The organism is Achromobacter insolitus (genome assembly GCF_002209555.1).
GTDB classification, from domain to species: Bacteria; Pseudomonadota; Gammaproteobacteria; order Burkholderiales; family Burkholderiaceae_B; genus Achromobacter; species Achromobacter insolitus.
Genome location: NZ_NJIF01000003.1, coordinates 646,624 through 662,726, shown reverse-complemented (window position 1 = coordinate 662,726; position 16,103 = coordinate 646,624). Strand labels below are relative to the sequence as shown.

Annotated in this window: 14 protein-coding genes; 4 read left to right on the top strand and 10 right to left on the bottom strand. The window is 66.7% G+C overall.

The window, feature by feature from the left end; all coding sequences use genetic code 11:
• Positions 1-32: 32 nt before the first annotated feature.
• Together CEY08_RS13205 and CEY08_RS13200 are read right to left on the bottom strand one after the other, a co-directional pair.
• The gene (locus CEY08_RS13205) at positions 33-383 is read right to left on the bottom strand and encodes a DUF3325 domain-containing protein (RefSeq protein WP_042793406.1); all 351 of its coding nucleotides are present in this window, start codon (positions 381-383) and stop codon (positions 33-35) included.
• Positions 380-1,987: a PepSY-associated TM helix domain-containing protein gene (locus CEY08_RS13200; RefSeq protein ID WP_084738532.1), complete on the bottom strand. Its 1,608-nt coding sequence runs from the start codon at positions 1,985-1,987 to the stop codon at positions 380-382. Before CEY08_RS13200 ends, CEY08_RS13205 begins: the two co-directional genes overlap by 4 nt.
• A gap of 283 nt (positions 1,988-2,270) precedes the next feature.
• On the opposite strand from CEY08_RS13200, the gene CEY08_RS13195 reads away from it, so the two are divergent.
• The 3 genes from CEY08_RS13195 (at position 2,271) to CEY08_RS13185 (ending at position 5,995) form a co-directional block, all read left to right on the top strand.
• Positions 2,271-2,885 carry a ferritin-like domain-containing protein gene (locus CEY08_RS13195; RefSeq protein WP_042793408.1) on the top strand — a complete coding sequence of 205 codons (615 nt, stop codon included), beginning with the start codon at positions 2,271-2,273 and terminating at the stop codon, positions 2,883-2,885.
• 9 nt (positions 2,886-2,894) lie between these two features.
• Entirely contained in the window at positions 2,895-5,288 is a 2,394-nt protein-coding gene (locus CEY08_RS13190) for a catalase (RefSeq protein ID WP_088607691.1), read from the top strand.
• A gap of 152 nt (positions 5,289-5,440) precedes the next feature.
• A complete protein-coding gene (locus tag CEY08_RS13185; RefSeq protein ID WP_232033731.1) occupies positions 5,441-5,995 on the top strand; it encodes a lipid-binding SYLF domain-containing protein in 555 nt (184 codons plus the stop codon).
• A 23-nt stretch (positions 5,996-6,018) separates the two neighbouring features.
• Here CEY08_RS13185 and CEY08_RS13180 read toward each other — a convergent pair whose 3' ends face one another.
• Together CEY08_RS13180 and CEY08_RS13175 are read right to left on the bottom strand one after the other, a co-directional pair.
• Positions 6,019-6,999: a Bug family tripartite tricarboxylate transporter substrate binding protein gene (locus CEY08_RS13180; protein ID WP_063640772.1), complete on the bottom strand. Its 981-nt coding sequence runs from the start codon at positions 6,997-6,999 to the stop codon at positions 6,019-6,021.
• The gene (locus CEY08_RS13175) at positions 6,996-8,435 is read right to left on the bottom strand and encodes a M20 family metallopeptidase (protein WP_076813199.1); all 1,440 of its coding nucleotides are present in this window, start codon (positions 8,433-8,435) and stop codon (positions 6,996-6,998) included. The genes CEY08_RS13180 and CEY08_RS13175 overlap by 4 nt, the downstream gene beginning before the upstream one ends.
• Before the next feature lie 113 nt (positions 8,436-8,548).
• Here CEY08_RS13175 and CEY08_RS13170 point away from each other — a divergent pair, with 113 nt between their 5' ends.
• The gene (locus CEY08_RS13170) at positions 8,549-9,466 is read left to right on the top strand and encodes a LysR family transcriptional regulator (RefSeq protein ID WP_076813202.1); all 918 of its coding nucleotides are present in this window, start codon (positions 8,549-8,551) and stop codon (positions 9,464-9,466) included.
• A gap of 33 nt (positions 9,467-9,499) precedes the next feature.
• Here the strand turns inward: CEY08_RS13170 and CEY08_RS13165 are convergent, their stop codons facing one another.
• The 6 genes from CEY08_RS13165 to CEY08_RS13140 all read right to left on the bottom strand — a co-directional run bounded on the left by CEY08_RS13165 (position 9,500) and on the right by CEY08_RS13140 (position 16,095).
• On the bottom strand, positions 9,500-10,474 hold the full coding sequence (locus tag CEY08_RS13165; protein WP_042793412.1) for a tripartite tricarboxylate transporter substrate binding protein: 975 nt from the start codon (positions 10,472-10,474) through the stop codon (positions 9,500-9,502).
• A 119-nt stretch (positions 10,475-10,593) separates the two neighbouring features.
• Positions 10,594-11,742 (bottom strand): FAD-dependent monooxygenase, encoded by a 1,149-nt coding sequence (locus CEY08_RS13160; protein WP_063640769.1) that lies wholly within the window; start codon positions 11,740-11,742, stop codon positions 10,594-10,596.
• The gene (locus tag CEY08_RS13155) at positions 11,739-12,215 is read right to left on the bottom strand and encodes an acyl-CoA thioesterase (RefSeq protein WP_042793413.1); all 477 of its coding nucleotides are present in this window, start codon (positions 12,213-12,215) and stop codon (positions 11,739-11,741) included. Before CEY08_RS13155 ends, CEY08_RS13160 begins: the two co-directional genes overlap by 4 nt.
• Entirely contained in the window at positions 12,212-13,891 is a 1,680-nt protein-coding gene (locus CEY08_RS13150; protein WP_076813206.1) for an AMP-binding protein, read from the bottom strand. The genes CEY08_RS13155 and CEY08_RS13150 overlap by 4 nt, the downstream gene beginning before the upstream one ends.
• Positions 13,892-13,915: 24 nt before the next feature.
• Positions 13,916-14,815 (bottom strand): VOC family protein, encoded by a 900-nt coding sequence (locus CEY08_RS13145; RefSeq protein ID WP_076813208.1) that lies wholly within the window; start codon positions 14,813-14,815, stop codon positions 13,916-13,918.
• Between the two features lie 23 nt (positions 14,816-14,838).
• On the bottom strand, positions 14,839-16,095 hold the full coding sequence (locus CEY08_RS13140; RefSeq protein ID WP_088607690.1) for an alpha/beta fold hydrolase: 1,257 nt from the start codon (positions 16,093-16,095) through the stop codon (positions 14,839-14,841).
• Positions 16,096-16,103 lie beyond the last annotated feature (8 nt).

Sequence of the window (16,103 nt, the reverse complement as noted above, 5' to 3'; positions counted from 1 at the left end):
CAGCCTTGCTTGATGCGCGTCAAACGCGCCGTTCAGAAGCCGATGCCAACGCCGGCCAGGGATATCGCCACCGCCAGCGCGGCGGTTCTGGCTGCCGGGCGAGGCGCCCAGGACAGCATGCCGACCCAGAGCAGGGCGCCTGCCGAAAGCCAGCCCAGCCAGGCCACCACGCCCACCGTATTGCCCCACAGTCCCACGCAGGGCAGCAGGGCCAGCGCCAGCAACAGCACGCCAGCGCCGCGCAACACGCGGGTATGGCCGGCGGAGGGATCGCGTCCCCAGACCTGGTCGTAATGGCGCGGCATGGCCAGACTCAGGCAGGCCATGCCGGAATAGGTCAGCAGCAGCGCCATGGAAATCGCATACAGGTCGTTGGTGTTCATGCGGCTGCCTCTGCGTCGCTGCGGGGATTGCGCCGGATGGGCGCGGATGCGGGCCGTCGCCACAACAGCAGGGCCGCCCACCCCGATAGTACGCCGAATGCGACGGACGTCAGTTCGACGCCCGCGCTTTCCCAGTCCTCGCGCGCGATCTGCGCCACCGGATGATCGCCCAATGTGACGAGCGACAACACCGGCAGCAGCAGGCACAGCGCCGATAGCAAGGCAAGCTGCGAGATCCAGGCCTGGCGCGGCTTGCACAGCCAGGCGTGCGCCAACGCCAGCGCCCACACCAGGAAGAAGCAGCGCAGCTCCCACAGCGCGCGGTTTTCCAGGGCCACGGGCAGCAGACGGTTGGCCCAGAGATAGCTGATGCAGGCGATGGCCAGTCCCGCCAGCGCGGCCACATTCAAGCCTTCGATCAGCCGGTACATGCGCGCGGTCGCGCTGCCGAATTCGCCGCCATGCCTGGCGCGGCGCTTGACCATGAACAGCAGCGCGCCGGTGCCCATCATGGCTGCGCCGGCCATGCCGCAAATGAAGTAGAGCCAGCTGACGGCCAGCCCGCCGAACCTGGACATGTGCAGATCGCTCATGACCTGGAACGCGAGCGCGGGCGCGCCGCCATTCACGTCGCCCGCGGGGCGCAGGCGCAGCAATTCGCCGCTGGCCGAGAACTCGGCCATGCCCGTGGTGGCGCTGATGTTGCGGAAGGTGTCGGCGTCTTCGTTCCAACCGTAGACGCCGATGCGCATGGAACTGTCTTCGGGGTTGTTGATGACGATGGCGCGCGCCGTCTGTCCGATCAGCTGTTCGCCACGGGCCACGATGGGCTCCAGCGCCGGCATGGGAAGCGCTACGCCGGTGCGTGCGGGCCGTTCTTCGCCAGACAGTTCGGCCAGGTACTGGCGGGTGGCCTGCGGGCCGGCGCCGTAGGTCGCCGTGACAGGGGCAGGCATGAGCTGAGCGCTGGATATCACAATGCCGGTGTAGGCGATCATGAACTGGAAGGGCAAGGTCAGCACCGCCACCGCATTGTGCGCGTCCAGCCAGGAACGTTGGCCCTTCTTGGCGCGGAAGGTGAAAAAGTCCTTGAAGATGCGCTTGTGCGTGACCACGCCGGAAATCAGCGCGACCAGCATCGCCATGCTGGCGAAGGCCACGATCCACAGGCCCAGGCCGGCGTCGTGCAAGGTGTAATGGAAGTCGACGAAATGACTGCCGCCATGCGTGGCGCGGCCTTCCGCCTCGTGATGCTCCGCCAGTTCGGCGCCCGTTTCCGGGTCGAGGTCGGCGTCGGCGTACTGGCCGTTCTTATCGAACCAATAGGCCGTCAACCCGTTGTCGTGGAACCGGTTGACCGGCCAGATTTCCCACATGCCCGCGCCCGCGTGATTGCGCGCCATGTAATCCACCGCCAGTTCGAGCCGGCGCGCCCGGTCCACCGGGAGGCTTTCCGTTTGCGCGGCCCGGGCCTCTGCCTCGTGGTGCTCGGGCGTCATCCAGTGCGTGATGGGTTCGGAGAAGACGGCCAGCGATCCCGTCAGGAAGACGGCGAACAGCAGCCAGGAAAACCATAGGCCGACCCAGGTATGGAGCCAGGCCATGGATAGGCGGAAACCGGATTTCAGGGGGAGCCTCTTTCTTGTTGGAGTCGCCGCGGACCGGGCGCTCTGATTTTATTGAGAATAGTTCCGATTCTAATCTAATCGGGGACAAGGTTGGCGATGCCGACGCCTTTGTACTTTTTGCGCCGGCGGGGCCCGGCGCGGTCGTGCGCGCGGGTCACCCACGGCGCGTTGCAGGCGGGCACGGCGATTGCTGACAGGCGATCCGTTCTGCATGCCCGCCGCCGGCATGCGGCGATGTCATCCCACAAAGGAGCGCCCAATGAAACGAAAAGCCGGAAACACCTCGCAAATCGAGGAACTGCTTTACCAGGCCCTGGAAACCGAGATCGGTGGCCTGGCCGTGTACGAAACCGCTGTTTCGTGTGCGGTGAACGAGGACCTGAAGAAGGAATGGCTCGAGTACCTCGAAGAAACGCGGACGCATCGCCGGGTGCTGCTGACCGTGTTCGAGCAACTGGGTTTGGACGCCCAGGCCCAGCCGCCCGGCCGCCAGGTGGTGCGCCACATCGGCGAGTCGCTGGTCAAGGCCATGAAGATGGCCATCAACGCCGGCGACCCGGACGCCGCACAACTCGTAGCCACGGAATGCGTGGTGCTGGCCGAAACCAAGGACCACGCGAACTGGTCCCTGATCGGCATGATTGCCGAGCAGCACAGCGGCGATGAGGCGAAGGTGCTCAAGCAGGCCTACGACGCCGTGGCCAAGGACGAAGACCACCATCTTTATCACACGCAGGGCTGGTCACGCGAATTGTGGATCCAGTCGTTGGGATTTCCCGCGGTGCTGCCGCCGCCCGAGGAGGTCAAGCAGGTTGAGACAGCTATCGGTGCATCGCGCGCCGAGCAGGCGCGCGGCAAGATGCTGAGCCATTAGGAGATTTCGATGCCAGGCAAAAAACCAGCAGGCAAGAGCGGCGCGGGCGCGGCCGTGGACACTGCCTATATGAATACGGACAGCGGGCCGGCCTCCGGGCCCGCGGGCAAGCCCAGCCATCCGGCGCTCAAGCGGGCCGCGGCGGTGGGGGCCACGGCCGCGGCATTTCCCCATAATGCGGGCAAGCCCGCGGAATACGGCGAAGACGGGGCGCGCTGCCCCTATGCCGGCGCCCATGCGGCGGCGGCCGATCCGTCCGCGACCGCGAGTTCTTTGTCGGAACGCGAAGTATCGGACAAGACTGGCGCGGCCGCCGAGGCGGGTGTCAACGCCGCCGACGGACGGCTGGAGCGTGTGCGGGCGGATTCGAGCGGGCAGATGCTGACCACCAACCAGGGGGTGCGCGTCAGCGACAACCAGCACTCGCTGAAGGCGGGCCTGCGCGGCCCGGCGCTGCTCAAGGATTTCATCCTGCGCGAGAAGATCACGCATTTTGACCATGAGCGGATTCCGGAGCGCATTGTGCACGCGCGCGGCTCGGCCGCCCATGGCTACTTCGAATGCTACAAACCCTTGACCGACCTGACCGCCGCCGCGCCCTTCGCGCAGGCGGGCAAGCGCACGCCGGTGTTCGTGCGCTTTTCCACAGTGGCGGGCGAACGCGGTTCCAAGGACACGGCGCGGGATGTGCGCGGCTTTGCCGTGAAGTTCTACACGGACGAGGGCAATTGGGATCTGGTAGGCAACAATATGCCGGTGTTTTTCATCCAGGATGCCATGAAGTTTCCGGACCTGGTCCACGCCGTCAAGCCCGAGCCGCACCACGGCATGCCGCAGGCCGCGTCCGCGCACGACACTTTCTGGGATTTCGTGTCATTGATGCCGGAATCCACCCACATGCTGATGTGGCTGATGTCCGACCGCGCCATTCCCCGCAGCTATCGGATGATGCAGGGCTTCGGCGTGCACACGTTCCGCTTCGTCAACGCCGCAGGCGAATCGCGGCTGGTGAAGTTCCATTGGAATCCCGTGCTGGGCACGCACTCGCAGGTGTGGGATGAGGCCGTCAAGGTCTCGGGCGCGGATCCGGACTTCCATCGGCGCGATCTTTGGGAAGCCATCGACAGCGGCAATGGTCCGCAGTGGGAACTGGGCGTGCAGGTATTCACGGACGAGCAAGCTCAGGGCTTCAGCTTCGACGTGCTGGACGCGACCAAGATCGTGCCCGAGGAACTGGTGCCCGTGGTGCCGGTGGGGCGGATGGTGCTGGACCGCAATCCGGACAATTTCTTCGCGGAAACCGAGCAAGTCGCGTTCTGCGCCGCCCACATTGTGCCCGGTCTGGACTTCACGAACGATCCTTTGCTGGCCGGGCGCATCCATTCCTATGTGGACACGCAGATTTCAAGGCTGGGCGGCCCGAACTTTCACGAAATTCCGATCAACGCGCCGCTCGCGCCCGTGCATAACAATCAGCGCGACGGCATGCACCGCCAGGCCATACATCGCGGGCGGGTGGCCTACGAGCCCAATTCGTTGGCCGGCGGCTGTCCGTTTCAGGCGGGCATGGACGGCTTCGTGTCCTTTCCGGAGCCGGAGACGGGCGACGAACTGCGCGGACATCCCGAGAAATTCGCCGAGCACTACAACCAGGCGACCCTGTTCTATGACAGCCAGGCGGATTGGGAACAACGCCACATCGCCGCGGCCTTCGCCTTCGAGCTGAGCAAAGTGACGGTGCCCGCCATCCGCCAGCGCATGGTCGCGTCCTTGCGCAATGTTTCCGACGAACTGGCGCAGGCGGTAGCGGACCAACTGGGGATGGCCCTGCCGGACCCCTTGCCGCGCGCGACCGAGAATCCGCCCGCTCCCGAAATCGAAACCTCGCCCGCGTTGTCGCTCGAAGCTCGTCCCGGGGACGGCGGCATCGCGACGCGCAAGATCGCCATCCTGGTGGCCGAAGGGGCGGATGGCAAAGCCGTGTCCGCCGTGGCTGATGGGCTGATCGCGGCGGGCGCTGTCGTGCGGTTGGTGGGGCAGCGGATTGGGCCCGTCCAGGCCGAAGGGGGCGGCATGCTGGATGCCGACGCCTCGCTGGACAATCATCCGTCCGCGCTGTTCGATGGGGCGGTAGTGCCGGGAGGCGCAGCCGCCATGGAACGGCTGGCGTCGGACGGGCGCGCGCTGGAATTCCTGCGCGACGCGTTCCGACATGGCAAGACCTTGATGGGCATCGGCGACGGCGCGGAAGTGTTTACTGCCGCGGGTCTGGCGCCCGAGCTGGTCGACGGCGGGTTGCTGCGGGTGGATGCCGCGGCTGCGGCCAAGAGCGTGCCCGACTTGGTCGAAGCCTTGGCCCGGCATCGCCATCCGGAAAGGGAGACCATGCCGCCCAGGGTCTGAAGACGCGATGATGGCAGGGGGCGTATGCATCTTGACAAGGTACTTGCGCCTGCTAATACTGATCCGGCAAGTCGGGGCGAGCGCGTCGGGCGCTTGCCGTCCTTTTCCTTTCGAGATCAGGGGGCTGTATGCGTCGCGCGTCCGTTTTGCCTATGAATATCCGCGGCTGGCTTTGGGCCAGCCTTTTTTTGTGGGTAGCCTGTTTCCTCCTGGCGCCGCAGGCCAGGGCGGAGTCCGCGGCCGAGCTCAGGCGGCAAGCGCAGGGTGCGCTGGATCGCCTGTACCAGCAGGAGCCCAAGACGCGTGTAATCGGCAACAAGGCGGTGGGTGTGCTGGTGTTCCCCCGCATCCTGAAGGGGGGCCTGCTGGTCGGCGCGGAAACCGGCGACGGCGCGCTCATCCGGGGCGGCAAGGTCCAGGCCTACTACAACATATCGGCGGTATCGTTCGGTCTTCAGGCCGGCGCGCAGGAGTTCAGCTATGCGCTGTTCTTCATGAACGAGCCGGCGATGCGGTACCTCGACCAGAGCGACGGCTGGTCGCTCGGCGCAGGCCCCAGCCTGGTCGTGGTGGACGACAGCTATGCCGCCAGCATTACCACCACCACCCTGAGCCAGGACGTGTACGCCGTGCCATTCGGGGGGCAGGGGCTGATGGCGGGCATGGGCCTGGAAGGGTCCAAGATCACCCGTACCCAACCGGACTGAAGCCAGGCGCCAGCCCGCCGCGGCTAGTCCAGCGTGATGCCGGCGCGGGCGGCCACTTCGGAAAAGGTGCGCAGTTCCTTCGTGATCTGCGCCCTGAACGCCGGCCCGGGCAAATAGACGGGGTCCAGCGCCAGGTCCGCCACCGCTTTGCGCACCTGCGTATCTTCCATGATTTCCGCCACGGCGCGGCTCAGGGTGTCCACTACCGGGGCCGGCGTGCGCGCTGGCGCTACCAGCGCGTACCAGCCCACGAAGGAAACGTCCGCCATGCCGGCTTCCGCGAAGGTTGGCACGTCGGGCAGTTGCGGCATGCGGCGTTCGCCCGTCACGGCCAGCGCCCGGATCTTACCGGCGCGAACCTGTGGCGCGGCGGAAGACACCGTGTCCACGCCCAGGTCGACCTCGCCGCCTATCATGGCCGTGACCAACTGCGCGCTGCCTTTGTAGGGCACCGGCAACATCTTGGCGCCCGCGGCCTCGGCGTACATCTCGCCCGCCAGGTGCGGCGCGGATCCAGGGCCGAAGGTGCCGTACATCAGGCCGCCCTTGGCGCTTTGCTGCCGGGCCAGCGCGGCCGCTTCCTGCACGGTGCCGGCCGCAAGGCCGTTCTTGGCCAGCAACACCACGGGCGCCATGGCGACGATGGCGATGTGTTCATAGCTCTTTTGCGGGTCGTAGGGCAGGCCGGGCTTGAGCGCCGGAAGCACGGTGTAGGTCGTGCTGCCCGATAGCATCAAGGTGTAGCCGTCAGGTTGCGCGCGCGCCGCCGTTTCCGCGCCGATCACGGTGGATGCGCCAGGGCGGTTCTCCACGATGACAGGCTGGCCGAACTTGCCGGACAGCTTGTTGGCCAGCAGACGCGCCACGGCGTCGGTTGCGCCGCCAGGCGTGAAGGGGACGACGATCTTGATCGCTTGTTCGGGATAGGCGGCGTGGACGGCGCCCGAATGCGCGAGCGCGGCAAGGCTTGCGGCCGCCAGGGCGGCGCGGAATTTGACGGTCATGACGGAGATCCCGTTCGGGTGGAGTTGGAAGACGGGGTGGCGGCCGCCTGGCGCAGGGCGCCGCCCTGGTCGCCCAGGTCCCAGAACAGGCCGGCCATGATGGCCAGCCCCTCGCGTGCGACGCTGCCCAGCAGGTGTTCGTTCGGAGCGTGCTGCGCGCAGGCGGGATAGGAATGCGGCACCCACAGCGTGGGCAGGCCGAGCTGGTCGGCGAAGATGTCATTGGGAAGGGATCCGCCCAGATTCGGCAGCAACGCCGGGCGCTTGCCGGTACTGCGTTCCAGCGATGCGGCGGCCCAGCGCACCCAAGGATTGTCGGGCGAGAGGCGGGTGGCGCCGGCCTGCATGCCGATGCGTACCTGGATGTCCTCGAAGCCCGCGGCGCGCAGGTGTTCCCGCACGTGCGTCTGCAGCGCCTGCCAGTCCGTGCCGACCACGAAACGCAGCTGGCACCAGGCCACCGCCTCGGGCGGTATGGCGTTGACCGGCTTGGCCGGATCACCGGCGCCGAAGGTCAGGACGTCCAGGCTGTTCCAGCCGAACACTTTTTCCGGCGCGCTCAGGCCAGGCTCGCCCCACCAGGCGTTGATATCCGGATCGTCCTCGCCGCCGCCCACTTCCAGGTCGGCCAGCGCTGCGGCCACTGCGGCGGGGATGGGGGGCGGACGCAGGCCGGGCACGGTGATCCGGCCGCGCGCGTCGACCATCGAGGCGATCGCGTGTGCCAGCACGATGGCCGGGTTGGCGAGCAGGCCGCCCCAGTTGCCCGAGTGATAGCCTCGTTCGCGCGCCTTCAGTTTCAGTTCGAAGTTCACCGCGCCGCGCGAACCCATGAAAAGGGTCGGGCGCTGCGCGCTCAGGCGCGGACCGTCGCTGGCGATGAAGACGTCAGCCGCCAGCGCGTCGCGCTGCGCCTCGCAGAAGGCGGCCAGCCCGGGAGACCCGGCTTCCTCGCCTGTCTCGATCAGCCAGATCGTGTTGAAGCCCAGCGCGCCGCCGCGCGCGGCGATGACCTGGCGCAAGGCTTCCAGGTTGATGCTGTGCTGGCCCTTATTGTCCGCCGTGCCGCGCCCGTACCAGCGGTCGCCCTCGACCTGCAGGCGCCAGGGATCGCGGCCCGCTTCCCATTTGGGAGCATTGCCGCGCACCACGTCGCCGTGCCCATACATCAGCACAGTTGGCAGGCCAGCCTGTTCGATGCGGCGCGCAACCAGGATCGGCAGGTCGGCGCCGGAAGGGTTTGAATGCACCTCACAGGCAAAGCCCAGCTCCTTGAGCCGGGGCGCCAGTTCTTCGTTCAAATAGGCATGCTGCGCCGGGGCCTGGTCCGGCACCTCGCTTTCCGTCGCGTAGGCGACGCGGCGGGCCAGCGCGGCGCGCAAGTCGCCATTGTCATAGGCTTGAACGGCTTGGAGTAGGGCTTGTTCGCGTGTCACGTCGGCGCCTGCGATGCTGAGGGAGGCACAAAGTTATTACGCTTCACCACATGCCACAATTAGATAATTAGCATTGTTTCGTTGCTATAAAGGCATGGGTCAAGGGGGCGGTCATGATTTCATTGGGCTTGAGATACTTTCTGGAAGTTGCGCGCTGCGGTTCCATTGCCGGCGCGGCCGCAGAGCAGCATGTGGCGGCATCGGCCATCAGCCGACAGATCGCCAAGCTAGAGGACGGACTGGGCATTGCGCTGTTCGAGCGTCAGGCGCGCGGCATGGAATTGAGCGAGGCAGGCCGCCAGTTGGCTGCCTACGCCAATGCGGCGGCGCTTGAGGCCGAGCGCGTGACGACGGAGATCCGCCAGCGCAGCCACCTGGGCGACGTCACCATACGGCTGGCCTGCACCGAGGGCTTTGCGCATCGCTTCCTGCCCATGTGCATGGCCGAATTCAAGCAGGTCCGGCCTGAAGCCCGCTTCCATTTGCACGTGGAGAGGCCCGAAGAGGTCAGCCGCCAGATCCTGGAAGGGCTGTCGCAGCTGGCGCTGCGCTACACCACCGCGCAGGACGACCGTCTCAAGACCGAACTGCTGGTGCGCGCCCCGGTGTACGCGGTCATGTGCCGGCATCATCCGCTGGCCGGCCGGCGCAGCCTCAGCATGCGCGACCTGACGAAAGTGCCGCTGTCCTTGGGCGACCACGGCACTACGGTGCGGCAGTTGTTCGACGCCGCTTGCGCCAATGCGGGACTGCATATCGAGCCCGCGTATGTGTCCAACCATTCCGCGGCCTTCCTGCCCATGCTGCCGGGCAGCGACATCGTGGCGCTGTCGGGCTACCTGACGCTATTGGGGCAGCGGGACGGAGAGGCCCTGGTCGCGGTGCCGTTCAGCAATCCGGAGATGCGGCAGCGCAGTATCCAGGTCCTGACGCTGCAGGGCCGGACCCTGCCAGCGCTGGCCAGGGAGTTCCTGGAGTTCATGGCGCGCCGGCTGACGGCCACGCCCAAGGCGCCGGAGGCAGAGGCCTAGGGGGGCCGCGGCGGGCGGCCCCGGGGGCTGGCGTCAATCCAGCGAGATATTGGCCTGCTTGACCACAGCCGCAAAGCGCGCAGCGTCCGCGTCGCGGGCCTGCGCCAACGCGGCCGAGTCCTCCGGCCAGGCATCAAAGCCATAGGTGTCGAAGCGCTTGCGCACAGCAGGGGCGACCACGGCCTGGGAAATGGCGGCGTTGATGCGCTTGATCACGGCCTCCGGCGTGCCCTTCGGCGCGAACGCGGCGACCCAGGTCTTGAGCTCGAAATCCTTGGGGCCGCCGGCTTCGCTGACCGTCGGTACGTCCGAATACGAGCCCAGGCGCGATGGCGCGGCCAGCGCCAGCAGCTTGACCCGTTTGGCCTGGTACAGATTCTGGACCGTGGCGGCCGTGCCGAAGGCCCAGTCCACTTCGCCGTTCGCTACCGCGGTATAGAGCTGGGCCAGGTCCTTGAACGGGACATGCGTCATGCTGGTCTGCGTGGCGGTCTGGAACATGGACGTGCCCACGTGCGCCACGCTGCCCATGCCCCAGGTGCCGTAGGTCAGCTTGCCGGGTTGGGACTTGGCCGCTGCGATCAGATCGGTAACGCTGTTCCATGGGGAAGAGGCCGACACCACCATGAAGAAATGCGTGGTGTAGATCGGCGCCACGGGCACAAAGTCGGCAACGGGGTCGAAGGGAAGGTTGCGGTAGAGCTGCGGTTGCAGCGTCATGTGGGTGTTGTCCACGACGGCCAGCGAGTAGCCATCGGGCGTGGCGCGCTTGACCTCGCCGATTGCCAGCCAGCCATTGGCTCCCGGCTTGTTCTCCACAATGAGCGGCTGCTTCCATGCCGCGGTGAGCTGTTCGCCCAGCATGCGGGCGACCGCGTCGGGGCCGCTGCCGACCGAGTACGGCAGCACGATGCGCACCGGCCGTTCGGGGTATTTGTCGGATTGGGCCTGTGCCGCGGCGCAGGCCAGGGCGCCAGTCAGCGCCATGCTCCAGAGGGTTTTCTTCATGTCTCCTCCACTATCCATGGATGGTTGCGGCGCCTTGGGGCGTCGCTTATGTTTAGGCCGAAAGCGCGGGGAAATACGCGCCCGGGCCGGTCGTCACGGCAAGGTTTGTGCAAGTCGGGTCAGGTCAGGGCTGCGGCCTCCGGATGCAGTGCCTCGTAGGCCGCGGCGAAGCCCGGATCGCGCTGGCGCAGGTCTTCATGGCTGACCTGGCCGGTGCGGCGCATGTAGTCGTAGACGAAGGACACCGGATCCAGGTCCATCTTCGTCGCCACGTTCTCGTACCAGTCCAGGCTGCGCGCGGCAGCCGCCTGGAAGTTGGCGGAAGCAGGGCGGCGCTGCGTCTCGAAATGCGCGAAGGCGGCCTGCGCGTCGTCGGGATGCTGCGCAAGCCCTTGATGCAGCGCAATCGCATCTTGCATCGCCATGCGGGTGCCGGACCCGAGCGAAAAATGCACCGTGCGCAAGGCATCGCCCAGCAGCACGATATTGCGGTGCGACCAGCGTTCGTTGCGCACGATGTTCGCCTCGAACCATAGCGAACGGTTGCTGAGCAGTTCGTTTGCGCCCAGGTCGGCGCGGAACACGTCGGCGCAGTAGCGGCGGCTTTCGTCTTCGCTGGCGGTGTCCAGGCCTGCCCGTTGCCAGGTTTCGGGGTCGACTTCCACCAGGAAGGTGCTCAGATCCTTGCTGTACTGGTAGCTGTGCGCGATGAAGATGCCGTGGCCGGTATCGCGGAAGATCAGCGACACGGGATGGAAGCGCTGGCGCGTGCCGTACCAGGCGAACTTGTTGCGGCGGCGTTCGAAGCTGGGGCGGAAGTGTTCGGCGAATTGCTTGCGCACGGCGCTGTTGCTGCCGTCGGCGGCCACGACCATGTCCACTTCCGAGGCCAGCCGTTCCACGTCCTCGATCCGTTGTTCGTGCAGGATACGCACCCCGGCCTCCAGGCAGGCCTTTTCCAGGACTGCCAGCATGTCGATGCGGGCCGTGCGCGAGAAATGGTTGCCTTGCACCTGGACGCGGGCGCCCTGATGGATGATCTCCATGTAGTCACAGCGTTCATGGTGCGCGACGAAGGCCCGGAAGAAGTCCGGGTCGGCCTCGCGCAGGAAGGACAGGCCAATGTCCGAGAACACCACGCCCCAGCCGTAAGTGGCGCCGCGCGGGTTCTGTTCATACACGGTGATCTCGTGCTCCGGGGCATGCTTTTTTGCAAGCAGCGAAAAATACAGGCCCGCGGGGCCCGCTCCGATGACGGCGATCTTCATTTTTCCTGACTCCTGTTTGCTTCGGCCTGCAGGCAGGCTTCCTGATAGGACTGCAGCGCGCCGCGCAGGGCGGCGGGCACTTCGATGGCGCGGCGTTCGCCCCGCGCCACGCAGATCGGGGTCAGCCTGGCGTCGAAGGCGGGCTGGCCCCGCACGCTGCCGGCGACGTGCAAGGTGTAGGTGCGGGTGCGGATCTCCTCGACCCTGACGCACATGTCGAATTCCTCGTCGGGCCAGAGCGAGGCCTGGAAGTCGAATGACAGCGCGCGCGTAGGCGTGCCGAAGCCATGTTCGTCCTTGATGCGTTGCGGCGTGCCATTGAAAAGTTGACCGTAGAACAGCTCGGCGGCCGACAGCACGTATTCGCCGAAGGTCACGGTGTAGACGACGCCGGCAGGGTCGCAGTCTCCCCATTTGACGCGGCGGCGCACGATGAACGGCGTCTCGCTGACGACGTGCTCAGTGCTGGTCATTGCTGGTCTCCTCGGGCTCGGGCGGCCTCCTGGTTGAGCATTTCCGCAACCGTCTGGCGCAAGGCGGCCTTGTCGAGCTTGCCAACCTTGGTGACGGGGAAGGCGTCGATCTGTTCGATGCGTTCCGGGCATTTGTATTTGGCGAGTCCTTGGCTGGTGAGGAAATCCGCCAGTTCGGTCAGGCTGGGAGCGGTCTGGCCGGGCCTCACGATGATGAAGATGCAGCCTTTTTCGCCATAGAACGGGTCGGGCATGGCCACCAGGCGCGCCTCCGAAATTGCGGGATGGGCGCCCACCAGCGCCTCGACTTCCTCGCAGCCGATCTTCTCGCCGCCGCGATTGATGTTGTCGCGCAGGCGGCCTTCGAAGGCGTAGCAGGTGGCGCCATCCACCACGCGCGCCGTCATCATGTCGCCAGTGCGGTAAAAGCCGTCGGAGGTGTAAGCCGCCGCGTTGGCTGCCGGCGCGTCGAAGAAACCCGGCAGGGTGGCGGGTCCGCGAAAGCACAACTCTCCCATCTGGCCGTCCCCGACGGGCTCTTCCGTGCCGGGCGCCAGCAGGCGGATCTCGTCCTCCGGGCAGCCCGAGCGGCCCTGGGTGTGGTGGCGTTCGTACTCGGACGCGTCGGCGGGGGATCCCAGGAGTAAGCCTTCCGTGATGCCGAACAGGTTGGAGCACGGCACGTTCAGGTGGGCTTCGAGCCGGTCCGCCGCGCTCATGGTGATGAACAGACGCAGGCTGGACAGGTCATAGCGCGCCAGGTCGGCGAAGGCCATGATCTGCGGGGCTATGGGCCCGATGGACATGGCGCGCGTGACGCGATGGCGTTCGATCAGCTCCAGCATGCGCGGCACGTCGACCCGGGGCATCAGCACCGCGGACACGCCCATGGCTATTACCGGGATCAGCACGTAGACCTGGGCCGCGTTGTGCAGCAAGGGCAGCGCCCAGATGATGCGGTCGTCATCCTGCATCTTGTAGCGGCGGGCGCAGGCCAGCGAATGGCCCAGGTATTCGGCATGGAAGCGCGGGATGATCTTGGGCATGCCGGTCGTGCCGCCCGACAGCTGGAAGTTCAGCACGTCTTCGCAGCCCGGGCCCCGCTCCGCCAGGATGCGGCGGGCATCGGCCAGCGGCATGGCGTCCATCAGGTTGCGCAGGGATACGCCGTGCGGGGTGTCGCCGCGCGCCACGATCAGGTGTTCCAGCGTGTCGCTGGCGGCCAGCATGCCGGCGGCGAAGGCGGGCAGGTCGAACTTGCCGAAATCGGCTTGCACGAAGTATCCGCGAGCGCGGGTCTGGCGCGTGAGCTGGCCGATTTCCAGTTCTCGATGCTGCGGCAGCGAACAGACGGGGACGATCCCGGCCTTGTAGCAGGCAAGCAGCGCCAGCGCCGTTTCCAGCGTGGTTCCCATCTGGAAAATCGCTCGGTCCGAGGGCGCCAGGCCCAGCTTGAGCAAGGCGGCCGCCAGCCTGTCGGTCTGTTCGTCCAATTCCCGGAAGCTGAGGCTGCCTTCGTCGAAGATCAGCGCGGTGCGCTCAGGGCAGCGGCGGGCGGTGGCCTGCAGCGCCGCGCCCACGGTCGAGCGTTCCCAGGCGCCGCTGGCGAAGTACTGGCGGGCACGTTCGGGATGGTGGTAGATCACGCCCTCTATGGGGTGGCGTATATCTCGCATGATTGTCTCCTCCAGGCCCGTGTCTCAGTGGCGCGCGGACGAGATCCGGACGCGGTCGCGGTCCAGGACGTCGATCGTGCCGCTTACGCCGCCGGTGAACAAGCCATACCAGACGGCCGGCTTGAGCCCCAGGGTCTTGCGCTGGAATTCCACCGTGCCGTCGGCGACGATGCAGTCGAAATGTTCGCCCGGCACGACGGTGCAGTTTTCGCGTGCCGAGGCGTCCTGCACCAATGAAGAGAATTCCTCGACGCGCGGCACGAAGATCCGCACGCGGGATCCGCCGGCGTCATCCGTCAGTTCCAGCCGTTCCTCCAACAACGCCGCCTTGCGCGACCAGATGTCGTCGATGTGCTGGACCCGGCGGCCGGCCGATTCCGCGTCGGCTTCTGCCTGCATGGCCGCGCGCAGCGTCAGATCGGCGTCGATAGCGTCGACCTCGCCCAGCGGGCGCAATTTGCGCGTGAATTCGATGAAGTAGCCGTTGGGGTCGCGCACGTAGATGGATTCGATCACCTCATGGCGGGTCTCCACGGAGACTTCGAGCCCGGCATCCTGCAATTTCTGTTTCCAGGCCTTGAGCTCGTCCTCGCTTTCAACCAACCAGGCGGTATGCGTGGCGTCGAACACGTGGTCTTCCGGCAGTGGCCGCATGTTGCTGCGTCCGTGCAGCGCCTGGGGTTCGTCCGAACCGAGGTAATAGAAGAACGCGATCGTGCTGCCCTGGCCGCTGTCAAAAAAGAAGTGCAGGAAATCCGGATGTGTCGCGGGGCCCCAACCGCGCGCCGAGATCACATGGACCAGCGGCAGGCCGAGTATGTCGCGATAGAACGCGACCGTTTCGCGCAGGCGCCAGGTGGGCCGCGCCGTATGGTCCACGCCGTGCAGGCGCAGCGGGGCGGGGGTATTGGGGGTTGCAGTCATGGCTTGCTCCGTCGGCATTCGGATTACAGGAAACGCGCGCGCAGCCAGGCGGCCAGCTCGCGGCCAGCGGCGTAGCGTCCGGGCTCTTCGCTGTCAGCCAGGGCGCGGCCGTGATGGTCGCCCCGGATGCGCAGATGGGTCTTGTCGGGCGCGGGGATGGCGTCGTGGATGGCACGCACGTCGGAAGGGAAACAGGCCTGGTCTCCGGTGTATTCGATGATCAGGGTGGGTTGATTGATGCCGCTGGCGGTGCGCGCCATGCTGGCGTTGGAAGACAGGCCGGACCAGGTCGACAACCAGCTTTCGGGCGTGCAGAAACGGGCGAAGCCGACGGCGCCGTAGTTCGATGCGTAAGGGTCCTTGCCCCACAGAGAGCCCGGGTGGCGGTCGGAAGGATCCAGGCTCAGGTCCAGGCAACGCAGGTCGGCATCGGTGCGCCAGACCACCAGCACGGGCGTGTGCGCGGCCTGGCGCCGGCGCTCGGCGGACGCATCGGCGCCGCTCTTGACGTCGGCGCGGGCAGCCAGGCGGTCGGCGATGAGCTGCCGCGCGAGCGTATCCAGCCGGGCCACCCGGTCGCGCTGCGCCTGGCGGTAGCGCGTCACGAATGCCGGCGCGTAGCGCGCCTGGCCCTTGGGCCGGTAGCCGTTGTCCGGCGAGAGCGGATCGAGTTCCGGCATGACCGAGAGCGCATCGTTCTCGTCGGCGACGGACGGATCGATGCAGTTCAGCAGCAGCGAGCCTTGGCCGGGGTGGGGGCCAACCAGCACCAGGCCGTGTACCTCGGGCATGTCCAGTTCATCCAGGCCGCTGGACTTTCCGCCCGGCGTGCGGGCGACGCGTTCGGAGGCCGGCAGGCCGGCCTGCTGCGCATAGTAGGCATACAGGCCCGCGCCGCCGGAATTGCCCAGCAACACGATCTTCTTGAATCCCTGGTCGCGCAGGAAACGCAGGCCTGCGGCCACGTCCTGCAACGCCAGTTCATGTTCCAGCCTGAGGTCGTTGCCGACGGAACGGGCGCCTTGCGACCAGGCGGCAATACCGGCGCCGACGATGTCCGGAATCAGGTAATGGCAGGCCATGAATTCCCGCGGATGCATGACGCAGACCACGGTATCGGGGCGCGCGCCGGCCGGCTGATACAGCGATCCGGAGGTGGCGGCGCCGTCCGCCGTGCGCAGCACGACGTTGCGGGTCGAGGCGCCGGCGGGCAGGTCGCGGGGGTTCCAATCGGTGTTGAGAAAGCCGGCGGTGATCTGGCTGGAGGGGGCGGTAGTCACATTCGTCT